At 46.4% G+C, this 24,676-nt stretch carries 21 protein-coding genes, 1 tRNA gene and 1 pseudogene; 10 read left to right on the forward strand and 13 right to left on the reverse strand.

The features are described from left to right. Positions 1–47: 47 nt before the first annotated feature. The 5 genes from IRJ16_RS20985 to IRJ16_RS21005 all read right to left on the reverse strand — a co-directional run bounded on the left by IRJ16_RS20985 (position 48) and on the right by IRJ16_RS21005 (position 4,200). Positions 48–1,703, reverse strand: coding sequence for a S10 family peptidase (locus tag IRJ16_RS20985; protein WP_194113618.1), 1,656 nt, complete (start codon positions 1,701–1,703; stop codon positions 48–50). Positions 1,704–1,817: 114 nt separating this feature from the next. Then, positions 1,818–2,549, reverse strand: coding sequence for a hypothetical protein (locus IRJ16_RS20990; protein ID WP_194113619.1), 732 nt, complete (start codon positions 2,547–2,549; stop codon positions 1,818–1,820). Between the two features lie 82 nt (positions 2,550–2,631). Continuing rightward, positions 2,632–2,802, reverse strand: a complete 171-nt coding sequence (locus IRJ16_RS20995) for an Arc family DNA binding domain-containing protein (protein WP_194113620.1) — start codon at positions 2,800–2,802, stop codon at positions 2,632–2,634. A gap of 10 nt (positions 2,803–2,812) precedes the next feature. Then, the gene (locus tag IRJ16_RS21000) at positions 2,813–3,340 is read right to left on the reverse strand and encodes a hypothetical protein (RefSeq protein WP_194113621.1); all 528 of its coding nucleotides are present in this window, start codon (positions 3,338–3,340) and stop codon (positions 2,813–2,815) included. A gap of 5 nt (positions 3,341–3,345) precedes the next feature. Further along, entirely contained in the window at positions 3,346–4,200 is an 855-nt protein-coding gene (locus IRJ16_RS21005; protein ID WP_194113622.1) for an SPFH domain-containing protein, read from the reverse strand. 112 nt (positions 4,201–4,312) lie between these two features. Here IRJ16_RS21005 and IRJ16_RS21010 point away from each other — a divergent pair, with 112 nt between their 5' ends. Then, on the forward strand, positions 4,313–6,400 hold the full coding sequence (locus IRJ16_RS21010) for an HD family phosphohydrolase (RefSeq protein WP_194113623.1): 2,088 nt from the start codon (positions 4,313–4,315) through the stop codon (positions 6,398–6,400). Positions 6,401–6,489: 89 nt separating this feature from the next. On the opposite strand, the gene IRJ16_RS21015 is transcribed toward IRJ16_RS21010, so the two are convergent. The 7 genes from IRJ16_RS21015 to IRJ16_RS21045 form a co-directional block, all read right to left on the reverse strand. After that, on the reverse strand, positions 6,490–7,353 hold the full coding sequence (locus IRJ16_RS21015; RefSeq protein WP_194113624.1) for an SDR family oxidoreductase: 864 nt from the start codon (positions 7,351–7,353) through the stop codon (positions 6,490–6,492). A gap of 101 nt (positions 7,354–7,454) precedes the next feature. Beyond that, entirely contained in the window at positions 7,455–8,024 is a 570-nt protein-coding gene (locus tag IRJ16_RS21020) for a Crp/Fnr family transcriptional regulator (protein ID WP_194113625.1), read from the reverse strand. Between the two features lie 232 nt (positions 8,025–8,256). Continuing rightward, positions 8,257–8,346 (reverse strand) — tRNA-Ser (locus IRJ16_RS21025). Positions 8,347–8,648: 302 nt separating this feature from the next. Next, positions 8,649–10,946 (reverse strand): beta-glucosidase BglX, encoded by a 2,298-nt coding sequence (bglX, locus tag IRJ16_RS21030; protein ID WP_194113626.1) that lies wholly within the window; start codon positions 10,944–10,946, stop codon positions 8,649–8,651. Between the two features lie 40 nt (positions 10,947–10,986). Beyond that, positions 10,987–12,339 (reverse strand): glucoamylase family protein, encoded by a 1,353-nt coding sequence (locus tag IRJ16_RS21035; RefSeq protein ID WP_194113627.1) that lies wholly within the window; start codon positions 12,337–12,339, stop codon positions 10,987–10,989. 64 nt (positions 12,340–12,403) lie between these two features. Further along, on the reverse strand, positions 12,404–13,324 hold the full coding sequence (locus tag IRJ16_RS21040) for a glycerophosphodiester phosphodiesterase family protein (protein WP_194113628.1): 921 nt from the start codon (positions 13,322–13,324) through the stop codon (positions 12,404–12,406). Between the two features lie 103 nt (positions 13,325–13,427). After that, positions 13,428–13,856: a protease gene (locus IRJ16_RS21045; RefSeq protein WP_194113629.1), complete on the reverse strand. Its 429-nt coding sequence runs from the start codon at positions 13,854–13,856 to the stop codon at positions 13,428–13,430. 159 nt (positions 13,857–14,015) lie between these two features. On the opposite strand from IRJ16_RS21045, the pseudogene IRJ16_RS21050 reads away from it, so the two are divergent. Together IRJ16_RS21050 and IRJ16_RS23005 are read left to right on the forward strand one after the other, a co-directional pair. Continuing rightward, positions 14,016–16,405: pseudogene (locus tag IRJ16_RS21050) on the forward strand (family 78 glycoside hydrolase catalytic domain); the annotation flags it as partial. Next, positions 16,397–16,792 (forward strand): alpha-L-rhamnosidase C-terminal domain-containing protein, encoded by a 396-nt coding sequence (locus tag IRJ16_RS23005; RefSeq protein WP_228080397.1) that lies wholly within the window; start codon positions 16,397–16,399, stop codon positions 16,790–16,792. The pseudogene IRJ16_RS21050 and the gene IRJ16_RS23005, both read left to right, overlap by 9 nt. A 30-nt stretch (positions 16,793–16,822) precedes the next feature. On the opposite strand, the gene prmC is transcribed toward IRJ16_RS23005, so the two are convergent. Further along, the gene (prmC, locus tag IRJ16_RS21055) at positions 16,823–17,683 is read right to left on the reverse strand and encodes a peptide chain release factor N(5)-glutamine methyltransferase (protein WP_194113630.1); all 861 of its coding nucleotides are present in this window, start codon (positions 17,681–17,683) and stop codon (positions 16,823–16,825) included. Between the two features lie 33 nt (positions 17,684–17,716). Between prmC and ribD the strand changes: the two genes are divergently transcribed. The 7 genes from ribD to IRJ16_RS21090 all read left to right on the forward strand — a co-directional run bounded on the left by ribD (position 17,717) and on the right by IRJ16_RS21090 (position 24,457). Further along, entirely contained in the window at positions 17,717–18,763 is a 1,047-nt protein-coding gene (gene ribD, locus IRJ16_RS21060) for a bifunctional diaminohydroxyphosphoribosylaminopyrimidine deaminase/5-amino-6-(5-phosphoribosylamino)uracil reductase RibD (protein WP_194113631.1), read from the forward strand. 8 nt (positions 18,764–18,771) lie between these two features. Next, complete coding sequence (locus IRJ16_RS21065) at positions 18,772–19,704, forward strand: EamA/RhaT family transporter (RefSeq protein WP_194113632.1); 933 nt, start codon at positions 18,772–18,774, stop codon at positions 19,702–19,704. Continuing rightward, on the forward strand, positions 19,704–20,318 hold the full coding sequence (locus IRJ16_RS21070; RefSeq protein WP_194113633.1) for an IMPACT family protein: 615 nt from the start codon (positions 19,704–19,706) through the stop codon (positions 20,316–20,318). Before IRJ16_RS21065 ends, IRJ16_RS21070 begins: the two co-directional genes overlap by 1 nt. 93 nt (positions 20,319–20,411) lie before the next feature. After that, complete coding sequence (locus IRJ16_RS21075; protein ID WP_194113634.1) at positions 20,412–20,693, forward strand: hypothetical protein; 282 nt, start codon at positions 20,412–20,414, stop codon at positions 20,691–20,693. An 89-nt stretch (positions 20,694–20,782) separates the two neighbouring features. Next, positions 20,783–22,120, forward strand: coding sequence for a magnesium transporter (gene mgtE, locus IRJ16_RS21080; RefSeq protein ID WP_194113635.1), 1,338 nt, complete (start codon positions 20,783–20,785; stop codon positions 22,118–22,120). 29 nt (positions 22,121–22,149) lie between these two features. Then, complete coding sequence (bioB, locus tag IRJ16_RS21085) at positions 22,150–23,151, forward strand: biotin synthase BioB (protein WP_194113636.1); 1,002 nt, start codon at positions 22,150–22,152, stop codon at positions 23,149–23,151. Between the two features lie 199 nt (positions 23,152–23,350). Beyond that, a complete protein-coding gene (locus IRJ16_RS21090) occupies positions 23,351–24,457 on the forward strand; it encodes an AAA family ATPase (RefSeq protein WP_194113637.1) in 1,107 nt (368 codons plus the stop codon). The last annotated feature ends 219 nt before the right edge of the window (positions 24,458–24,676 follow it).

Genomic DNA, 24,676 nt, shown 5'->3' on the forward strand with positions numbered 1-24,676 from the left:
ACTGATCACTGATCACTGATCACTGATCACTGATCACTGATCACCGACTAATACTTAGCTGGTGTTCCCGATTTGGGTACTGATGCTTTAAAGAATTTGCGCAGGTTCTCGTTAGCCTCGGTAGCGTCGGGTTTGCGCAGGTACATCATGTGCCCGCTTTCATAGCCTTCCCATTTCATGCGGTCTTTCAATCGGCCGCCCGGGTCCATTTGCCACATGCTGTATTTGGCATTAAAGTAATCGCAAGCGCCATCATAATAGCCTGATTGTACCAACAGGTGTAGGAACGGGTTCTCGGCCATGGCCAAACGCAGGTTCTGACCGGTGCGGTTAACGGTGCTGTTCCATGGGTAAACCGATGCGTAAACCTGATACTCCAGATCGGTTTTGTATTTCAATTCATCTTTCAGGTGGATGTGTATAGCAGGGGTAAAGGCATGGCTCCAGGATTGTTGCTCCTGGTTATAATCAGGGCGGGTGCCGGCGTTATCGCGGTCCATACCACGGTAGCGCGAATCTAAACGCCCAACGGTAAAGCCTTTGTCGCGTAATAGTTCTTTCCAAAAAAAGTTGGTGCCTATCGTTAAATTGTTGTCAAGTACCACCTGCTCTTTAATGCCAATGTATTTCGATAGTCTGTTGGCTATGGTCTTACGTTCGGCCGCAGGTAGCATACCGCCCTTGGTTAAGGCCGGAACCAACTCGTTGATGGTGAACTTTTCAACCTCGTCCAAGTACTTCTCTAAAGGTCGTTTTTGATATTCGGGAGCTAGCGCATTATGATACCAGGCCGTAGCAGCCTCGTAAGGAGTATAAAGGGCCGCGCCTAATGGTCCGGAGCGTTCGATGCCCAAGTCGGTAGGCGAAACTAATACCACACCATTCAGATACATCCAGTGGGCATCCTGTAACTCTAACGCTAAGCCGGATACACGGGTGGTGCCATAACTTTCGCCGATCAAAAATTTAGGCGATGCCCAACGATTTTTGCGAGATACGAATGTGCTGATCCAAGTTGCCAGATATTTAATATCCTCGTTCACGCCAAAAAACTGCGATTTGTTCACCTCGCTGTTAGCCACGCGCGAGTAGCCTGTATTGATTGGGTCTACATAAACAATGTCGGCGACATCCAGTATCGAGTTGGGATTATCCTTTAAGCCGTATGGCTGGATAGGGTAGCCTTCAGGGTCGATATTTAGCATACGCGGACCGGTATAGCCTAATTGCATCCATAGTGATGCTGTGCCCGGCCCGCCGTTAAAGGATACTACAAAGGGGCGCGTAGCGCGCTCCTCGTCGCTAATGTCGGTACGTTCGTAATAAGTATAAAATACGCCCGCGATGGCCCGTCCATCCTCATCCCAAACCGGCATAGATCCTGCTGACGCTGTGTAAGGTATATCTTTGCCTTTAATAGTAACGTTGTGTTTGGTGGTAATGGCCGAATCTAATAACAGGATGCGGCTTTTGCTGATCTGCAAAGGGTTTGAGGCGACCGTGCCAGAACCCGAAGATGCTGGCGCTGCACCCCCACGGGTAGTTCCACCCGGTGCAGCTGTAGTTGGCCCTGCGGTAGCTCCGCGACCTGCCCCGCCTGGTGCACCTGCTCCGGTAGTGCCGCCTCCGGCACCGCGTTGTGCCTGCGCGGTTAAAAACGATCCGCAAAATGCCAGACCTAATAAAAAGTAATTTTTCTTCATAAATGATAATAGTTTGAGAGATGGGCGGTCGGGTTGACCACAACCGCAGTCCTAAACTATTAATTTAAAAGATATGATCAATATAAATTTATTGATACACAGCGGAGAGCACGGCTATTGATCAATAGGTTTCTCTAATGCTTGCACTACCCGTTTCTCTGGCGGCAACTTCATAAACTCTTTATAGCAAGTGTTAAGGTAACTAACAAGATTAAAACCCGCCGCGGTGTAAGTGGCTACCGAAGGGACATAAAGCACCTTAAAGGCTTCTAACTCGGCATCTTTAAGCGGGAGGTATTGCGCCAGATTTTTTGGCGTAAAGATCTTGTCGATCTCAGAACGCTTTTCTTCGATACGTTCTTTTTCGGCATCGGCCTGGCGTTTTTTCTCGCCGCTGTTATTGAACAGGCGGAGCGCTATGCCACCTTTATAATTACCTGCAGCGTCGCGCTTATAAACCACGGGTTGGTTGTGAAATTCGGGCGTGCCGCCGAGTCCAAGCCCGCCGGGAATCTTTATCTCTTTTTGGGTAACGTTCACTTGTTTTAGCATTTCGCCCCGCGGCTGTAAAAAGAACTCGCGCGATGTAAGGTCTACCAATAGCACAGTATCGCTCATGTAAGCAAAACTGCTTAATACCATCAGGTCGTTAGCCTTGGCGTTGATCGTGAAATCCCCCGCTTTATCGGTAAATGTGCTTGCTTTGCTGGTCAGGTTCTGTATTCGCACGCCAAAGATCGTGATGCGGGTCTTACTTTCTAATACCCGTCCTTTAAATGCCTGCTGGCAAAATGCCGGGCGGATAAATAAGGTTAAGGCAATAACGATGAACAAGTAACGAAACATGCCTAAAGGTACGGGCTTACACCCATCTGCCCCAAATTTAAAATGTTAAAAAAGGTTAATACGAAATATAAAAGGAAGACCGTTATTGGTCTTCCTTCTTTTTTTTATTGGTCTTTTTGCGTTCCAGCAGGGCTTTTTGCAATAGGTATTCTATTTGCCCGTTGGTGCTACGGAATTCCTCGTTAGCCCAATGCTCTATCTCTTTAAGCATATCCGGATTTATCCTCAGGACAAAGGGTTTTTTCTCTGCCATAATAATTTTATTACGCGGCGGCTGCCTGTTGTTGCCTCATCAGCACCAGATATATCCCTAACAAAAAAAGTAAGGGCATATCGGTAACGGCTTTACTCACGATAGGGTCAAAGCTGATCTTAAATGGCGTTTTCATTTTCCAAAGTTTGGTCTCTATATCAAACAGGTCGCCGTGTTGGGCATTCATCATGGTGTAAGTGCGAGAGAATACCTTCTTCATTGTAAAAAACGCGTCGAAACCATTGGTCATCTCCAGCTTTATTTTACGGCCCCATAATTCGGGCCTAACCTCACCGATCACCTGATCTACATCGGGCATACTGATGTACAGCGTACGACTGAACAAACCTTTAGGCGTGATATGCCAGCTATTGGTGGCGGTCTCTAACACACCTGTTGGCTTGAACCAACCGGTGTAACTTAGTTTACCGTAAACGAACTGGCCATCGGTCAGGGTATAACACGGCCTGACAAAACCATGCCTGATCACGGTAAGTTCGTTCACACGGACCTGGTCAAATGGGCGGAAACTCTCCATCGCTATTAATGATATAATGTACCTGTATTAACCACCGGTGATACTGCACGTTCGCCGCACAATACTACTAACAAATTACTTACCATACTTGCTTTACGTTCTTCATCTAATTCAACGATCTGTTTTTCTGATAACCTGTCCAGCGCCATTTCAACAATACTTACTGCGCCTTCAACGATCAGTTTACGGGCAGCTATGATGGCTGATGCCTGTTGACGTTGTAACATGGCGTTAGCGATCTCGGGCGCGTAAGCCAGGTGCGATATACGTGCCTCTACTACTTCTATACCTGCGCGGGCAAGGCGTTCGTTCAGTTCTGCTTCCAGGATGGCACTCACCTCGTCCGCACCGTCGCGTAGGGTGATGTCGGCCGATTCGTCTTCCAAATTATCGTAGGGGAACGAGTTGGCTAAATGGCGTACCGCGGCTTCGCTTTGGATGTTTACGTATTGCACATAATTCTCTACCGCGAAGACGGCTTTGGCCGTGTCTTTAACCTGCCAAACAATTACGGCGGCTATCTCGATAGGGTTACCGGATTTGTCGTTCACCTTTAGTTGCTGACCGTTTAGGTTCAACGCCCTTAACGATAATTTCTTTTTAGTAGTGAAAGGGTTTACCCAATAAAAGCCGTCTTGCTTAACCGAACCAGTGTACTTGCCGAAAAGCGTCAGCACTTTCGACTCATTAGGGTTAACAACGATAAATCCCCCGGTGTAAAGTAGCGCCACTATGGCGACGATGATAGTTGAACCGATATTGCCGTTAAGGCCCAGGGCTATGGCTGCAGCTACTAAAGCCAGAAATATGAACAAGGCTAAGTAGCCTGATTGCGGGTTGATAGTTTTTTCAGATTCCATGTTTTTTTGTGATTTAATTTGATATCATAAAGATATCAAACTTCAGATCAAATAAACAAGAAAACAGTTTTTATTGGCCGACTTTGCTATTTTTGGCTTAACATAACTCATAATGGCTACACTTTCAGCATCCCGCCAAAAGGCATTGTTCCGCAAATACGCGCGGAATATCAAGTACTTTATGATGTTTTTGAGTATATGCCTTATTGTATATACGCTACCTAAACAGGCCAAATTCCGTTATGAATTTGAGAAAGGGAAGATCTGGAACCAGAAAGATCTGATATCTCCGTCTAACTTTGCCATCCTGAAAACTACACAGCAGTTAGCCAACGATCAGGAGGCAGCGCTACGTAGTGTACTGCCGTATTATCAGTTATCCCCCGAGGTGGCCGACCAACAGCTGAATGGTTATAAGAGTGATTTTGATATTAAATGGCAAAATGCCAATATCAGTGATCGTTTTAAACAACGTTATTTTCAAACGGGCTATAATTTGCTGAAGGATATTTACGATCGGGGCTTGCTGTCGCTTGTGTCTAAATATCAGCGTAGCGGTACTAATTACCCGGTAATGGTGGTGCATAAAAATGCTGGTACCGAAAAAAATACTGCCGACCTGTTTACCCGCGAACGCGCTTTGACCTTTTGCGCCGACTACCTAAAAGCACACCCAGACCTTGACGAAGCCTTTGTATTAGGACTAATACAGAACCGACTGCAAAATAACCTCACCTACGATGATAAACTTACCGAAAAGCAGGAAAAGGACGTATTAAATAACTTGGCCCTTACCCGTGGTATGGTACAAAAGAACGAGGTGATCGTTGCTAAAGGAACAGTTGTTAACGATGCTATCTATCAAAAACTGTTGTCATACAAAAAAGCATTTGAGGACAGCGCCCGTGTTAATGGTGATCCGCTGCTTATTTTATTAGGGCAGTTTATATTGGTATCGATAGCTGTCGGTTTGCTGATGGCCTTCCTTTATCTGTTCAGGAAAGATATCTATGCGGACAACCGTTTGGTTAGTTTGATATTACTCGTGGTAACGGGCATGCTGGTGACACTGTCGATAACCATCCGCATGAAGGAATTCAGTGTGTACTTTATACCTTATTGTATAGTGCCCATTATTGTCCGCATTCTTTTTGATACCCGTTTGGCGCTTAATATACACTTGTTGGTAGTATTGATCGCCGGCTTTTTTGTACCGAACAGTTTCGAGTTTGCTTATTTCGAGATAACCGCGGGGATGATATCTATCTATAGTATCAAAAATCTGGTGCGCAGGGACCAATTCCTGGTGTCGGCCTTGATCATTACGCTTACCTATTTCTTGGCTTTTATCGGTATATCATTCATTAGGGATGGCAGCTGGTCGGCTATCGAATGGATGGATTTCTTCCCGTTTTTAGTTAGCGTTGGCCTGACTTTATTGGCGTATCCGCTTATCTACATTTTTGAGCAGCTATTTCAGATCACATCTGATATTACGCTGATCGAGTTGACCAACACCAATGCCACTTTGCTGCGCGACCTTGCTTTTAGCGCACCAGGCACTTTTCAACATTCGCTACAGGTGGCTAACCTGGCCGAGAATGCTATTTACAATATCGGGGGTAACTCATTATTGGTTAGGGCAGGGGCTTTGTATCATGATATTGGCAAGATAGAGAACCCGCTTTACTTTATAGAGAACCAAACATCCGGCTTTAATCCGCACGATAAACTGTCGTACGTAGAGAGTGCCCAGATCATAATTAAACACGTGAGTAACGGCGTGGAGATGGCCCGTAAGGCCGGTTTGCCCGAGATCATTATCGATTTTATCCGCACCCACCACGGTAATACCCGAGTAGATTATTTCTACCAATCATTCCTGAAGAATTTCCCGGAACGATTTGTGGACGAAAATATTTTCCGCTATCCGGGGCCGATACCATTCTCTAAAGAGACTGGTGTACTGATGCTGGCCGACTCGGTAGAAGCTGCCTCACGGTCCCTGAAAGAGCCGGACGCACAGTCTATAAGTGATCTTGTGGACCGTATTGTAAACTATAAACTGAATCAGGGGCAGCTAAACGACAGCAATATCACGCTAAAAGATCTCGAAACGATCAAGATCATCTTTAAGAAGATGCTGATGAGTATCTACCACGTGCGGATAGATATGCCGGACAGTAAAGCGATACAGTAAACCTATTGAGCGTTATCAAACCAAAACAGCTGGGAATTAAATCCCGGCTGTTTTTGTTGATGTATTTATTTACGACGAGGGGTGGGACCTCAGGTCAATAGCTCACCCATGCCGAACAATGTTAAACCAGGCGCAAACTGCTCCGCGACCGCCTGATTCGCAGCCTCGATGTATTTACCGGTGATCGGGTCGACTACCGTACGTAAAGGCCTTTTACCTTTTTCTGCATTGATCAAACCGACAACAGCGTCGGCGACCATTTGTGGATCTGGCTCGTGGCTTTGGATCAGCCCGCCAAGCGCGGCCATCATTTTACCCGGCATATCGGCTATGACACCATAGCCTTCAAAAACTGCCTGATCTGAGGCGTATTGGGTCTTTTGGTTCATTTCCGTGGGGAATGCGCCCGGTTCTAATATTGCTACATCTATCCCCAAACGCTTTACCTCGTAATGCAAGCCTTCACTGATACCCTCTAAACCAAATTTAGAACCGGCATAAATAGTTGCAAATGGGAAAGATACCCGGCCAAAGCCGCTGGTCACGTTAATGATCAGTCCGTCCGCTTGTTCACGCATTGCTGGTAGCACTTGCTTGATGAATCGCCAGGGCGCAAATACATTCACGTCAAACAATCCTTGTACATCAGCGGTAGTAAAACTTTCTGCCACTCCGTTCAGCGAAACGCCCGCATTATTGATCAATACATCGATCCTGCCGGCTTCAGCGATCACACGCTTTACAGCTTGTTTCACGCTTTCATCGTCAGTCAGTGTAACATCCAGCACGGTCACATTTTCCAATGCTGACAAAGCTTCTGCTTTTTCCGCATTTTTGCCCTGCGTATCCCTCATGGTCGCATAAACCTGGTGCCCTAAAGCGGCCAAACTATGCACGGTCAGCCAGCCGAAACCGCTATTAGTTCCGGTTATCAAAATTACTTTTTTGCTCATTTTTTATAATTGAAATTAAATAATGAAGCAAAAGTGAACAACACCGGAACGGAAACATTTACCATTTGGTAAAAAGCGCGACGGTTAATTAAAACAGACAATTATCGGACATTCCGTCTTATCCGGCTCAGCGATTGCTGCGTAATGCCCAAGTAAGAAGCCACATGAGAAAGCGGTACCCGGTTCACCAGGCCGGGGAAATGTTCATTAAAAATGGAGTAACGACTGGTCGCGTCTTCAGAGACCAGGGGACTACGGCGTTCGATCGCTTTTAGCAAACAATTTTTCAAGATAAGGTTCTCAATATCCTTCCAACTTAAAATGGTATTACCGATCTCGTCCCAGGCGTTTTTAGAAAAAACCAGGAACATGCAATCTGTCTCGGCCTGTATGTATTCGGACGAAATGATCTGCGCCTCGAACCTTTGCTGGTCGGACACAAAATTGTTTTCCTCCACAAAGGAATGTGTGATCTCTTCTCCCTTATTGTTGTAATAACAAAAACGCACCACTCCCTCCAGAAGGAAACCCACATATCGCGGGATCTTTCCGGCTTCCGAAAAATACTCCTCCTTTTGCAATTTCAGCACTTTAGATCTGCTCAGGATAAAGTCGGTCTGTTGTTTGTTGAGATTTCCGAATTGAAGGATATAGTTAATAAAGGGTTCCATCAGGCAAAGATCGATGATCTGTACGGCAGTTCATTTACCATTTGTTAAAAATGACCGACCTGCGATAAAAAAGTGGTCGTATCCAAAGTCAAATGTTCGGGCCCGAAGCCTGTGGGTTTAGATGATCACTGGAAGTTCCATATCTTCAGATCTCAAATTAGATCCAAGTTGGTGAAAAAATAAAAGCCTGCTATCGTTCGATCGCAGGCTTTTATTTTTTTATTATAAAATTTGGCGGTGAGGGAGGGATTCGAACCCTCGGTACAGTTTCCCGTACGTCAGTTTAGCAAACTGATCCTTTCGGCCTCTCAGGCACCTCACCATTTTAAAGAAATATTCCCTTTTTTTCGGGACTGCAAATATAGTAATTCAAGTTACCCGTCAAAAAAAAAAGTGGATTTTTAGTATTGTTTTTTCATTTATTTTTTGATGCTGGTTACACTGTATTCATAACCAATCTTTTAGAAGATACCTCAGCGCTTTGGTAAATTGATGATCCCTGCCCCGTCGTTCATATTATCGTTAGCCAATAAAATGCAGAACGGGCTGATCGCATAATTTTGCTATCAGCCCGTTCTTGTTCGGGTTCTGTGATCTCGTTAAAGGCACAGATGAATTATTATATTACTTCAACGTAAAATGGCTCTCTTTTATATCTCGCGAATTCGGTCCGATGAATACTTTGAACTCGCCGGGTTCGGCTACAAATTTTAGCTCGGCGTTGTAAAACTTTAAGTCTTTTTCGGTGATGGTAAAGTTTACCTCTTTACTTTCGCCGGGTTTCAAGCTGATCTTTTTAAAACCCTTCAATTCTTTTACAGGGCGGGTGATGCTACCCACCAGGTCACGGGTGTATAACTGCACGATCTCTTTACCTTCGACATTGCCGGTGTTGGTCACCGTTACACTTGCGGTGATCGACCCTCCTGCTTTTAAAGCAGGGCCGCTTAGTTTTACACCACTGTAACTGAACGTGGTGTAGCTTAATCCGTAGCCAAACGGATAAAGTGGCTCATTACTTACGTCCAAATAGTTAGACTTGAATTTGCTGAACCAGGCTCCATCAGGCAATGGTCTGCCTGTATTTTTATGACTATAAAAGATCGGTATCTGACCCACGTTCTGCGGGAAGGTGACCGGTAGTTTACCCGATGGATTAACATCGCCAAACAATACATCGGCAATAGCCAACGTAGCTTGCGAGCCACCGAACCACACATTCAGGATGGCAGGTACCTGATCGTTCTCACTTTTTAAAGCCAATGGGCGACCGGTGAACAGTACCAACACAACAGGCTTGCCTGTCTTTAATAAGGCAGATAGCAAACGTTGTTGAACAGCAGGTATCTCGATATTGGTACGGCTTGATGCTTCACCACTCATTTCTGATGCTTCGCCTAAAGCGGCTACGATCACGTCCGCTTTTTCGGTCGATTTGATCGCATCATCTATGATGGCTTGTTCAGGACGGTTATCCCTTGGTATTTCGCGACCGAACATCGTGGCGTTTTTTTGTTCTGTTGCATCGCCCAATAAGTTAGAACCTAAACTGTAGGTGATCGTGGCCTTGTCGCCTGCAACGGCTTTTAACCCTTCGATCAATGATGGGGGAGTGCTAAGGTCAGCGTTAACAGCCCAGGTGCCCGGCATATTGGCGCGGGTATTACCAAGCGGACCAACAACGGCTATTATACCCGCTTTTTTAAGTGGCAGTGTGTTGTTCAAATTCTTCAGTAGTACAAAACTCTGCGTAGCAGCTTCGCGAGCCAGTTTTAAATGCTCAGGAGTCAATATCTCGTTCTTAGCGCGCTCCTCGCTGCAATATTTGTAAGGATCGTCGAACAAGCCCAGTTTATATTTGGCTTCCAAGATCAAACGGCACGAGGTGTTGATGTCGTTTATTGACACTTTTCCTTGTGCTAACGACTTTTTTAACGTTGTTAGGAAACCTTCGCTTACCATGTCCATATCAGTACCAGCTTTAAGGGCAAGGCCTGATACCTGTTGCAGATCGCCAAGGCCGTGGTCTATCATTTCGCTAACGCCGGTGTAGTCGGATACAACAAAACCTTTAAAGCCCCATTGGTTACGCAATAGATCTTTTAGCAGCCATTTGTTTGCTGTGGCGGGCGTGCCGTTGATATCGTTGAATGATGCCATCACGCTCCCTGCGCCTGCATCTAAAGCAGCTTTATAGGGAGGTAAGTATTCGTTATACATGCGGTTAAGGCTCATGTCGGTGGTGTTGTAGTCGCGACCGCCTTCGCCGGCACCGTAAAGCGCAAAGTGTTTAACGCAGGCCATAATGGTGTTGGCTTTTTTCAGATCATCGCCTTGATAGCCGTGTACCATTACTTTGGCTATCTCAGATCCCAGGTAAGGGTCTTCGCCGCTACCTTCGGCAATACGTCCCCAACGTGGATCGCGGGCTATATCAACCATGGGCGAGAATGTCCAGTTAATACCATCGGCACTGGCTTCAACAGCCGCTACGCGGGCGGTACGTTCTATCAAAGGCATGTCCCAGCTCGATGCTAACGCCAATGGAATAGGGAACGAGGTTTTGTAACCATGGATCACATCCTGACCAAATATTAAAGGGATATGCAAGCGACTATTATTTACCGCTATCTCCTGGGTTTTACGGATTTTTTGTGGTGTGGTCAAACTAAAGATCCCACCTATCTGGCCGTTTTTGATCTTAGCTTCGACATTGGTACTCACAACCGACCCGGTGGTAGCCTCGCCGCCGGTAACCAAATTTAACTGACCGAGCTTTTCGTCGACGGTCATTTTGGCCATCAGCCTATCTATATAACTCTTCATTTTTGCCTGCTCGATATCGGCAGGCTTTTGGGCTTGCCCGTAAACTATTGTCGCGGTCAGGGCGGTCAGGCACCAAAAGGTCAATGCTCTTTTCATAGTTTGTTATTACAATTGTTTTTGAGGGTGATGTGGTTCGCTATTTTTTTAGATACGGGCTTTTAAAACCTAATTTTTTTAATCCTGCCTTAACTTCGGGGCTGCTCATGAACAAGTTCCATAAAAGTCCTGTCCGGCCGTTCTCTATCATGATCACGATAGGGCCCTGGTCAATTCCCAGATAGCGTTTAGGGTACCAATTGTCCGTCTCGCTGAAGGCATCATAAAAACCATATTGTCCCCAAACCTTATTTCCAAGGTCCTCATATAAATGGCGGATCACTTTCATGGATTCTTTCGGCGTATAGCAATAAGATGACAATGCAGCCGTCGGGGTGATCACCCCAAGATCTTCCTGCGGGCTGTGCCCTGCATAGCCTTTTACCGAATAGCTGGCTGTCAGCCCCCAATTATCCTCACCATAGCCTTTAAATTTTTTAGGGTTATCAATGCAGTAGGCACGGTTCACTAAGGTGTTGTTACGGTTCTCTTGCCAGTAGTCAGCATATTTATCTACCAAACCCTTAGGGTTTAAGCCAAGGTAAGAATATTGCGCCCAGAACAGAGAGCCTACGCTGCCCGGAGCACCATTGTGTTTTAGGCGGATATCATAACCGTAAGGTTTTACCAAAGTATCGATAGCCCCGCCACGCGCCCATCCATTATGGTAAACCGACGCCGGGATAGTATGGGTGGGAGAGGCCGCCGCCATAATGTACATGATCATGCACTCGTTAAAGCCTGTCACGGCAAAGTTCATTTTCCAGCCTATATTTGGCGACCAATGCCAGTAAAGCACATCCTTACCGCCGTTGCGGTACCAATCCCACTCAATGCCTTTCCATAGTTTATCAATACGGGCGGCCAGGGCTTTTTCGGTCTTATTATTCTTGTTCAAGTATTGGCGAACACATAACATGCCTTGAGCCAAATAAGCCGTCTCGACCAAGTCACCGCCGTCATCGTTACGCCCGAAAGGCTTTACTTTACCTGTGTTATACATCCAGTGGGGCCATACACCATGGAAACGTTCAGCTTTTTCTAAGAACGATATCTGGCGGGTCAATCTTTCTACACCCTGTTTACGGGTGATGAATCCCCGTTGCATACCAACTACTATCGCACCAAAACCAAAGCCTGCCGCGCCTGTGGCTATCACGTCCTTGTCATTCTGTTCGTACACGCCGTCGGCATGGTAACGCTCGCGGGCCAATCCGGATAGCGGTTCGGCCCCGTCCCAAAAGTAATGAAAGGTCTGTTTTTGTACTAAGGTGAGCAATTGTGCATCCGTCAAACCTTTTTTTATTGTCAGGTCGGCTGGTCGGGGTTGCGCATTTACCGAAAGGCATCCGATAATGACGGACAATAACGCTAAGCTGAATATCTTTTTCAAGGTGGATAATATCAATTTATTGATAAAGTCAACTAACTGGTGCAAAATAGGTATACTGCCGCTTCTATTTTAAAACTTCGGACAGATAATTAGGGAAGTCGGTTATCACACCGTCCACTTTAAGGTTCAGCATGCGTTTCATGTCGGCTTTGTCATTCACCGTCCACGGGCAAACCAGCATTTTCTTGTCATGGCATTCTTTCATAAATTCGGCTGTAATTACGCTATAGTGTGGGTTGTAAAACGTAGGCGTAAAACCCATATCAGCCAAATGTTGGCTTACACTGATCTTAGCATCACCGATCAAAAATCCGGTAGCCACCTTGGGGTAACTTTTGTGGACCTCCTTCAACTGGCGCTTATCAAATGATTGGATGATCAACCGATCGCCCAGTTTTTTAGGAGCTAAGGCATCCATCACACGTTTAACAAACTCGGCAGGTGCAGGCTGGTTAATGCCGTCTTTTTTTTCGTCGGCCTTTATTTCTACTAAGTAATACACCTTTGGCAATTTATTCACTTTGGTGTAGCGGTCAACCGAGTCCACCAATTCTGCAAGCAGTGGGGTATAGGTAGCAACGTTTTGTTGCAACGGGTAAGGCTTATATTTTTTTGTCCCGATAACGAATGGCTTGATATCGGCATAGTTCATTTGGTAAAAAATATAGTTATTGCGCGTTTTTGGATCTATCTCGCTGCCATCAGGCATCAGGGTATAGTTGGGGTCGAAAGAGTCATCGTGATAGACCACTACCTGGCCATCTTTACTGATATGCACGTCCAATTCAACCACGTTTGATCCAAATTCCACGGCTTTGGTCATTGATGGGATGGTGTTCTCGGGCATCATCCCTCGCGTACCGCGGTGACCTATCTTTAGGAAAGGATAGCCTTTTACTTTATCCAAGGTTTTAAAATTTAGGGATATGAATGTGATACCTAACAGGGATAACACCATACCTGTGTATTTTAATTTGTTCATCATAATTTAAATTTCGGGTACGAAATAATTGGCAATAGGTAAAAGCAAAGCTATGGAAAGAAAATCTTTTTCCCATCTCGCCAGGACTTTTATCGATAGGTATGTATCAACGTGAAATATATATCGATAATTTACTGCCTGCTGCAAGTCCGCTAACACCGCCACCGGTATAAGAAATACTGTATTTGTCGGGCGCTAACGAATAATTATCCGCAAGGTTGATCGTGGTTTTAACAGAATCGTGTGCAGGTACTTCAATATAAGCCTCGGGCGGCGGAGGCATTACCCGCCTGGCCATAGCGCCTTTAAAGTCAGCTTCTTGTCCGGCGCTGTTAACTATCTCAAAGTATTTACCCAGCCGTGGTTCAAAAGGGGTTTCCCATTTACAAAAACGTTGAGTGCGATCGGTAGTGTTCACCACGGTAAAAGTTAAAAATAACGAGTCTTTTGTTGTTGGTTTGGCAGACAATGCCATGCTTGTTCGCAAGCCTGATACATTGGTTGTAGTTGCTTTTTGGCTACTGCAGCCTGTCATAACAAATATTGCTGCGATGATATTAAAAAGGACGTATCTCATATACATTACATACGCACGATAGCCGGTTTTGTTACAATAGTTGGTAGTTGATACACAAGATCTCCTTAAAAATGAAGATATTTACAACTATAGCCCAACTACCTTTTTAAACCTTTTATGACAAAAACTTCCATTCTGATATGGCTGCTCATTGCGGTCTGTTTGCCGGCCATAGCCCAAACTTCATCAGTAAAGGTACGCGACCTTAGGTACGAGTACTTAGCTACGCCATCGGGGCAGGATGAACCGACCCCACGTTTAAGCTGGAGTTTGGAAGCGACATCAGCAAAGCAATTCGGGCAGAAGCAGACCGCTTATCGCATTTTGGTGGCAACATCGGCAGAGGCATTGAAAACCCAAAGGGGCGATGCTTGGGATCCCGGCTGGATACGGTCGAACCAGATGAGCATTGTTTATAAGGGAAAGAAACTCAATTCGGACCGGCCTTACTTTTGGAAGGTAGCCGTTAAGGATGAGGCCGGGCGCGTATCGGCCTGGAGCAAGATAGCTCAGTGGAGTACGGGTATCTTCGACCCCAAAGAATGGCAAGCGCAATGGATCGGCAGCGATCAGCAATTTGATCCTACCAAGCGGGATTGTAATATTATTGACCCTTGGTTACGTAAAACGTTTGACCTGGCTGACAGACCGCAAAAAGCGACCCTGTTCGTTGCATCCGTAGGTTTTCACGAAATTTACGTGAACGGCAAGCGCATTAGTGACCACGTGATGGCCCCTGCGGTGTCCGACCATAGCAAACGGGCGCGATACATAGCCTACGATATCGATACTGCTTTGGTGAAAGGTAAAAATGTGATAGCCTTATGGCTGGGTACAGGATGGTCTATCCACGGCCCATATGTGGTTGAGGGGCGGCCGAATACCCCAATTGTATCTGCTCAGGTGAATTTCTATGAGCAAAAATATCCTTCGTCATCAACCAGTCCCGTGCTGACCATTGAGACCGACGAAAGCTGGAAGACCCACCCAAGTCCCAACCGTTTGTTGGGCGTTTGGGATTCTAACTTTATGGGTGGCGAACTATGGGATGCCCGTAATGAGGACGATAACTGGGATACCATTAACGGCAGTGAAAAGGATTGGAAGCCGGTCACAGTTTATAAACCGAATTTAAAGTTATCCGCCCAGCAGGTAGAACCCAATAAATTATATCGCAAGATAACCCCTGTGTCCATACAAGCCCGACCTGACGGCAGTTATCGCATAGATATGGGGGTTAATTTTGCCGGTTGGACAGAGGTAAAGCTAAAAGGTGCTCCCGGCGATACCATCCGTTTCCAATATTCGGAGCGGGAGCAAAATGATATGACCTTTAGACTGAACAGCGCTTACGTGATCGGGAACAAAGGTGACGGTGTCTTCCGTAACCGTTTTAATTATAGTTCGGGCCGGTGGGTAACCATCAGGGGCTTAAAATACAAGCCCCAACTGAGCGATATCAAAGGTTGGCAGGTACGCACCGCATACGACCAGGCTACAAGCTTCGCTTGCTCGGATACGCTGCAGAACTGGATATATAACACCGTTAGGTGGACTTACGAGAACCTGTCGTTAGGGGGCATGGTAGTAGATTGCCCGCAACGCGAGCGACTTGGTTACGGTGGCGATGCCCACGCCACGGTCGAGACCGGGTTGTTCAACTATAAGATGGGCGCTTTTTATACCAAATGGATGGAAGACTGGCGCGATGTGCAGGGGACAGAATCCATAGTGGGTAATATGTATGATGCATCTTTCGCACACAAGAAACTGCAAGGCGGCAGGCCCCTGCATCCGGGTATTTTGCCGCATACCGCGCCTACCTGGGCGGGGGAGGGCCGGCCTGGGGCGGTATTGTGGTTACGTTGCCATGGTTCGTTTATCAGCATCAGGGAGATAGGCGCATCTTAGGGAAAAACTACGGTTTGATCAAAGGCTGGCTCGACTTTTTAGACACCCAAACTAAGGATGACCTGCTGACACGTTTCGGCGGTCCCTGGGATTTTTTAGGCGACTGGTTATGGCCCAATGCCACGGCAGAGGGTATGGACAACAACAAACCCCAGGCGCTGTGCTTTAATAACAGCTACCGGGTGTTTAACTTGCGCACGGCCGCCAAAATTGCCCGCATGTTAAACCGAACGGCAGATGCGGAACGTTGGGAGCGACAAGCCGATGCATCGGCAAAAGCCATCCATGCAAAATATTATAACGCGGCTGATCATAATTATGCAGATGGTTCGATGTCCAATCTTGCAGCTGCCCTGTTGGCTGGCGTACCGCCTGCGAACGAGCGCAAAGCGATATTCGACAAGCTTGAGAACGAGATATTAATAAAGCGAAACGGGCATATCCACGTAGGAATTACCGGCGGCGCTTTGCTGTTTAAACTACTGCGGGATGAAGGCCGCGACGATTTGATCTACAGCATGACATCGCAAACCACCTATCCCGGATGGGGCTATATGAAAGCCAACAACGCCACCACCATTTGGGAGATGTGGGAGAAAGACCTGCCCGGACACTCCTTACTGCACAGCTCTTACCTATATCCCGGTGCATGGTATATCGACGGAGTAGCCGGCATTAAACGAGATCCCGACCATCCCGGTTTCCGGCATTTTATTATCCGTCCGCCACATCTTAACGAAATACAAATGCAGTGGGCCGAAGCATCTTTCGATTCGCCTTCCGGTATCATCAAAACGCATTGGCAACGGCAAGCTGGTCGACTGTCGATGCGGGTGACTATACCGCCCAACTGTACCGCTACCTTGCAATTGGCTTCTAATAATGGGGCTGTAAAGATCAACGGAAAGCTGGTTAGTGCAAATACTAAAGGCGGTTATCGGTTAGTAGCAGGCACTCATCAGATAAATACAGTAATGCCTTAAACAATGCGACAAACTTACGGCGATGATATATCAAGATAGGGTAATGGCCTTTATCATCCTATCCCGTCCCGGCAGATCTTTCCGTAATTCGATATCTACAAACCCTTTGCTTGAAAGCATATCGGCGGTCTCCGAACCATAATTTTCGTTGATCTCGAAATATAGTTGGCCGTTTGGGCGAAGATATTCTAAAGCGAAGTCGGCGATCGCTTTATAAAAAAGCAGCGGATCATTGTTGGGTACAAACAGCGCGACATGCGGCTCAAAATCGGTCACATTGTTATGCATCTGTTGTTTGTCGATGCCGGTAACATAAGGCGGGTTACTAACGATGATATCAAATTTTGACAGTTGGACAGATCTGTCAAAGTTCAGGATGTCTGCCTGAATAAAATTGATGTCCACCTCATTAAGTTCGGCGTTTGACGATGCGGTAGCTAACGCGGTAGGGGAGATATCGATCGCAAATGTATCGGCATCGCGTAAACTCTTTTTCAAGCTGATGGCGATGCATCCGCTTCCTGTGCCGATATCGAGGATAGTTTTCGGCGATGATGTTTTGGCACCGGTCAATATCCAGTCTACCAATTCCTCGGTCTCGGGGCGGGGTATAAGTACGGATGGATTGACATTGAAGGGTAAGCCATAAAATTCGGTCTGCCCTAAAATATATTGGACAGGTTTACCTGTATTTAGTTCTGTTAAGATGCCCTCAAATTTGGCCGACTGACGGTCGGTCAATTCTTTTTCGGGGAACGCTTTTAAACTTGCTTTGGATATGTCCAGTATCTCACTTAAAACCAATAGCGTAAGCGCTTCTGCTTCAGATGCGTTGTAAATATCGCCGAGGCTATGTTTGTAAGTTGTAAATACATCCTTAACAGTTTTCATGCAACAAAGAAACATAAAACATACTTTTGCAGCATGGCTGCCCATCATAAATATTTACAGCGTTGCCTTGATCTGGCCAAACTTGGCGCTGGTTACGTAAGCCCTAACCCAATGGTGGGTGCAGTAATAGTTTGTGACGATACCATTATTGGCGAAGGCTACCATCAACGCTATGGCGAAGCCCATGCCGAGGTGAACGCGGTGAACATGGTGCTGGACAACCACCTAAATGCTGCCGAACTGCTGCAACGTTCTACTATCTATGTTTCTCTTGAACCATGCGCCCATTACGGTAAAACACCACCTTGTGCCGATCTGATCATCAAGCACTGCATCCCGACCGTAGTTGTTGGTTGCCGCGATCCGTTCGATCAGGTGAATGGCAAAGGTATCGAGAAATTACGCGAAGCAGGAATCGAGGTGATCACCGGTATCTTAGAGCGCGAGTGTTTGGATCTTAACAAACGCTTCTTCACCCACGTACAAAAGCAACGCCCGTACATCATTTTAAAATGGGCGCAAACCGCAGACGGTTTTTTTGCGCCGAGTGATGGTTTGCAATATTGGATCACCGGCCCCGAAGCACGCAAGTTAGTTCACAAATGGCGGAGCGAGGAAGACGCGGTTTTGGTGGGTAAACATACCGCAGCCATAGATAACCCGCAACTGAATGTGCGCGACTGGCAAGGTCGCTCACCTAAGCGGGTGGTGATCGACAGGAAGTTAGAGTTAAGCACTGACCAGCATTTGTTCGATCAGTCGGTAGATACTTTTGTGTTTAACGAGGTGAAGACCGATGTGGATGGCAAGGTGAAATATATTTCGCTGGAAGACTTCGATAATTTTGTACCACAATACATCATGTTTCAGTTGTATCTGCAGGATATCCGTTCGGTGATCATTGAAGGCGGCGCGGCTACGTTGAAAGCATTTATTGATGCGGGTCTATGGGATGAAGCCCGCGTATTTACCGGAATTATGCAATTAAAAAGTGGTATATTAAGCCCTGATATTAAAGGAACTATCCAAGCCACTACTCCCGTTGGCAATGATTCCTTGCAGATAATTTTGAACAATTGACCTATTGAATGATATACGTATTTTTAAGTGTTTGTAGCAGTGTCCTGGTGTCGGTTTTGTTAAAGCTGGCCCGTCGTTACCGCATAGATGTTTTTCAGGCCATCACTTGGAATTATTCTATCGTGGTCATCCTTTTCTTTTTTAAACCGCAACTCACTAATATCCATCAGGCACCTATCCTAACCTATAGCGCGTTAGCTATTTTGCTACCGGCAATATTTGTAGTAATGGGTCTGGCCGTCCGCACTGCAGGTATCGTAAGGACCGATGTGGCACAACGGCTATCGCTATTGATATCGCTTAGCGCGGCATTCTTTGTGTTTAACGAAACCTTTAACCCGCTTAAAATGGTTGGTATTGGCTTGGGCGCTGTCGCCATAGCTTGTGCTATCCCTTGGCAAAAACAAAGTTCGAACGACGAAGGTAAAGGCAACTCATGGTTATACTTGTTGACCGTATTTTTCGGGATCGGCGTTATCGATATCCTCTTTAAACAGATCGCGCTTTATAAAGAGGTTCCATATACCACTTCGCTATTCATCATTTATGCCATGGCGTTCACGGTATCGATGCTGGTGTTGCTGTATATGGTAGTCACCAGAAGGGTGAAATTTACGTGGCGGCACATCCTGTTCGGGTGGATATTGGGTTTTGCTAATTTTGGTAATATCTTGTTTTATTTGAAAGCGCATCAGGCTTTATCAGCTAACCCATCAATAGTGTTCTCGGCTATGAATATCGGTGTGATCATTATTGGTACTTTAACAGGCGTACTTATATTTAAAGAAAAGTTAACTACGCTGAACAAGATCGGGATATCGCTGGCAATTGTGGCCATTGCTATTATTGCATACGCTAAAACCTTAGAAAAAAAGGATAAAGTAGACCGGTCTTCTGATAAAAAGATCAAAACTGAACTATTAATAAGGAAGCTTAATTAATGCTTTTCGACGATACCTATCAAACCATAGCCAATCCAGCTGAGGCCATTTTTAGAGATAAGGGCAGCAAGTTTTTGTCGTATGCTTACCCGATACGAACGGACGCTGAGGTAAAGCCGCTGATCGAGAAGCTTAAGAACGAACACCCGAAAGCCAACCACCATTGCTGGGCCATGCGCTTAAGTCCTGACCGTTCGGTTTTTCGCGTTAATGATGACGGTGAACCATCAGGCACTGCGGGTCGGCCGATATTGAATGTATTGCTGTCGAAAAATATAACTAATGTGTTGGTCGTTGTAGTACGCTATTTTGGCGGCACACTGTTGGGTGTTCCCGGGCTGATCAATGCTTATAAAACGTCGGCAGAAATGGCTCTGGCCGAATCGAAAGTTATCGAGCAGACCTTACAGGACGTCTATACCGTCAGCTTCGGTTATTTGCAAATGAACGAGGTGATGAAGGTGATCAAAGACGCGCAGCTGAATGTTATTAAGCAGGACTTTGATAACAATTGCAGCATCACCATCGCTATCCGCAAAATGCAGGTGAACCCGGTTTTGGCCAAGCTGGAGAGTATCGATGGTTTATCTGCTAAATTCGACCATACATTTTAAATTTTATTCCTAAAAAGATCAACGTCCCCGCAAACAAGTAGGGTAGAACCGTGTTATTGCTAACAGTTGTTACCAAAAAACCTGTTACGCTATATGAACCCTGCTTTACCTATTGGAATTTATCTGGAGAACGAAAAGAAATTCGAGTTTGATTTTGCCAAGCATTTACTTAGCATTAAAACCTTTACAGAAGGACGTATTGCCGGCACCACAGTATCGCCTTTCCGGTTGATCAAGACCGACGATGGCATGCAATTGTTGATCCATAATTACGATCGCACCGGCGACCGCAAAATGATGATCGAATCAATGGCGGACGGCGAGCTGATCATTAACGACGACAATACATCTTACAAATTACGCAAAGTAGCCTAAGCTCTTAAAAGGCTAAAATGACACTGTGGGGCGAATAACATCGCCCTTTTTGTTGTCGCTTGCTCATATTATCCTTACTTTGTGGGCTTATGCAATCGTTCGAGATAAACCGGTCCGACTTCCTGAAGATACAGGCAGCACTTGAAGGCAGCGACGAAGAATTGGCGCTGGCCCTGAAAGAGTACCACTCGACCGAGATCGCTATCCTGTTCGAGAAACTCTCTGTCGAAGATCGCGAGCGCATCATCAATATCCTGCCTACCGAAGAAGCATCGGACGTAATATCCGAAATGGACGAGGAGCACAACCCCGGCGAATTGCTGGTAGGTTTGGATCCTGAAAAACGTTCGGAGATCATCGAGGAGCTTGATTACGACGATGCGACAGACATCATTTCACAACTTGATGAAGAAGACCAGCAAGAACTTTTAGCCGATATAGACCAGGAGGACGCGATCAACATCCGCGCCCTGATGAGCTACGCCGAAGACAGCGCCGGTGGTTTAATGAATACCGATCTGATCAAGATCAACATCAATTCAACCAAAATGCAAGCGCTGGACGAGGTGATTCGTCAGTCGGAAGAGATGGAAGAGTTGCATACCATCTATGCGGTGGATGATGCTGATGTTTTACAAGGCATCGTATCGGTAAAAGATATCATCAAAGCGCGGGTTAATACCACAGTCGGCGAGTTAATGATCACCGACTACGTTTACGTAAAAGCCGAGCTTGATCAGGAAGAAGTAGCCAAGTTAATATCGCAATATAACCTCACCAGTATCCCGGTAGTTGATGATGATATGCGTTTACTTGGTCGCGTAACTGTAGATGATATCATCGATGTTATGGAGCAGGAAAGCACCGAGGATATCTTGAAAATATCCGGTGTGTCCGAAGATGAGGAATTGAGCGGTAACTGGAAAGAGGCGGTAAAAAGCCGTTTGCCATGGTTAATAATAAATCTCGCAACTGCGTTTTTGGCAGCGTCTGTCATCAGACTTTACGATGCTAAGGGGCCTATTATGGCCTATATCACCATCATTGGCGGTATGGGAGGGAATGCTGCTACTCAAGCCCTTGCAGTGACTGTGCGTCGTATTTCTCTTAGCGATTTGAGCGACAAACAAGCGTATGTAACCGTATTAAAAGAATTATTAGTTGGTATGACCAACGGGGCGGCCAACGGTCTGGTGGTTTCGTTATGCGCGGTTTTTTTTGATGGCAACCCGATGCTGGGATTAGTGCTGTTTTTGGCGATGACAGGCAACCTGATCGTGGCCGGATTAACAGGTTCGGGTATCCCATTGATTTTAAAGCGGGTAGGGATAGACCCCGCAGTTGCATCGTCTATAATTATCACAACTTTTACAGATTGTATCGGTTTTTTGCTGCCATTGTGGTTAGCAAGCAAGCTTTTATTATAAATTTGAACCCTGAAAACGACATTTGAGATATGACTGAAGTACGTTACGATTGGACAAAGGAAGAAATTGCCGAAATATATAACACCCCACTGTTAGACTTGGTTTACCGCGCGGCTACTATTCACCGAGAAAATAAGGATTACGCCGAGGTGCAGATCAGTTCGCTGATATCTATCAAGACCGGCGGTTGCTCTGAGGATTGCGCTTATTGCCCGCAAGCGGCACGCTACAATACCGGTGTTAATGTGCACGCGATATTACCTAAGCACGAAGTTGTTGCTGCTGCCGAGAAAGCTAAAGCCGGAGGCGCATCACGCTTGTGTATGGGTGCTGCCTGGCGGGAAGTGCGTGATAACCGCGACTTTGACAAAGTGATCGAGATGGTGCAAGCCGTTAACGAGCTGGATATGGAAGTTTGTTGTACCCTTGGTATGTTGACCGAGCATCAGGCACAGCGTTTGGCAGATGCGGGTCTGTACGCTTATAACCATAACCTGGATACATCTGAAGAGGATTACAAACGCATTATCACCACCCGTACTTATGACGAGCGCCTAAAGACCTTAGAGCACGTACGTAAAGCTAAGATCAGCGTGTGCAGCGGTGGTATCATTGGTTTGGGCGAGACTGTGGAAGACCGCATCTCGATGCTGAGGACGTTATCTAACCTGCCTAAACACCCCGAGTCGGTGCCGATCAATGCTTTGGTGCCTGTTAAGGGTACGCCATTGGCCGATCAGGCAAGGGTATCTGTTTGGGATATGGTGCGTATGGTGGCTACCGCGCGTATCGTAATGCCTAAAACGGTGGTCAGGTTGTCGGCTGGCCGTACGGAGATGAGTACGGTAGAACAGGCTTTCTGCTTTATGGCAGGTGCTAACTCTATTTTTGCGGGCGAGAAGTTGCTGACCACGCCTAATCCATCTTTTGATACTGATATGGCGATGTTCGAGTTGTTGGGATTGAAGCCACGCGAGGCTTTCAAGAACGGCAGACCGGCTAATACGCTTAAAGAAGCGGTGGTTGCTTAAAAGGTACTTGAGTTGAATAAATTAAAAGGCGCCGCGAGCGCCTTTTTTTTGTGGCTTGTAGGTGTATACGGAACGGGTGTATACACTACCTACACTTTTAATTTGCTGATAGTCAGTCCGATAAAATTTAATATAAATTCTTTATTCTCTTGTATTTATAAAGAATAATCTTTATATTTGTAGCCTAACCTTTTACATGATGGATGGACTACGACCTTTAGAAATAGAAATGATACGTGCTGATGTACGGAAAGCCAATGAAAAGATAACTAAACAAGGTTCGCAAAAATACTCGTACGAGTGGGGCGAACATGGGCAGGGGTTGTTCCGCACCAAGCGGGCGCATGACTGGCTGATCGAAGAACGGGGTAAACCCAAGGCCGAACAGTTATTCGGTGCGTTGTGGTACGAGGGCGAGCTGTGTATCATGTTCGCTGATACCAATTTGGGTAAGTCGGTTTTGGCGGTGCAGATAGGGGATGCGATAAGTAAGGGGCACCACATAGGGCCGTTCCACAATTTTTTGCAGCGACCGGCGGCTGTGCTTTATATTGATTTTGAGTTAAGCACCCGGCAATTTGAGGCACGTTATACTAAACACAACTACGGCATGCACCAGTTTGCCGACCGGTTTTACCGCGCCGAATTCCTTCCCGGGTCTTTTCATCCTCAATTTAATAAGGATTACGAGGGCTATGTGGAGCGCAGCATAGAGAAGGCGCTGAACAAGACCAAGGCCAAGATCCTGATCATTGACAATATCACCTACATGAGCAGCGGTACCGAAAAAGCTAACGACGCGCTGGCGCTGATGAAGTCGCTAAAGGCGCTGAAAGAGAAGCATGGCTTATCCATACTGGTGCTGGCGCATACGCCCAAGCGCAATGCCGGCCGCCCGCTCACGGTGAACGATCTGCAGGGCAGTAAAATGCTTATCAACTTTGCCGACAGTGCCTTTGCCATTGGTCAGAGTCTGTTGCAGCCACAAAAGCGTTATCTAAAACAGATCAAACAACGCAACGGCACCGAGCAATATGGCGAGGATAATATTTGCCTGATGACGCTGGTAAAGCCATATGGCTTCCTCTACTACCAATTTGCCGACGAAGACTACGGCCGCGAACGCGACCACCTGCGCCTGCACGCCGCCACCACACCGCAAGTTCAGCAACAGATCCTCACCCTGCACCAGGAAGGTTCGTCGCTTCGTAAGATAGCCGCAGAGTTGAATATCCATTTTACTACGGTGGCGAAGGTGGTGAGGGTGATGAAGGGGAGTGAGGAGGTTACAAAGACGCAAACTTAAAAGCCCAATGCCAGCGCACGCGTGCAGCGTGTAACTTTGTTCTAAGGGCGTTCCGCGCTCGTTGAAAAGTGGAGATGCGCGGCAAGCGCAAGGATGGTTGTCACACGCGGCACGCGTGCACCAGCGGGGGAGGGTGATGAAGGGGAGCGAGGGAACCCAGGAAACGCAAACTTAAAAACTGAATACCGGCCACGTGTGCCGCGAGCGATATGGTTTCTT

The sequence above is a fragment of the Mucilaginibacter myungsuensis genome (genome assembly GCF_015222005.1).
GTDB lineage: Bacteria > Bacteroidota > Bacteroidia > Sphingobacteriales > Sphingobacteriaceae > Mucilaginibacter > Mucilaginibacter myungsuensis.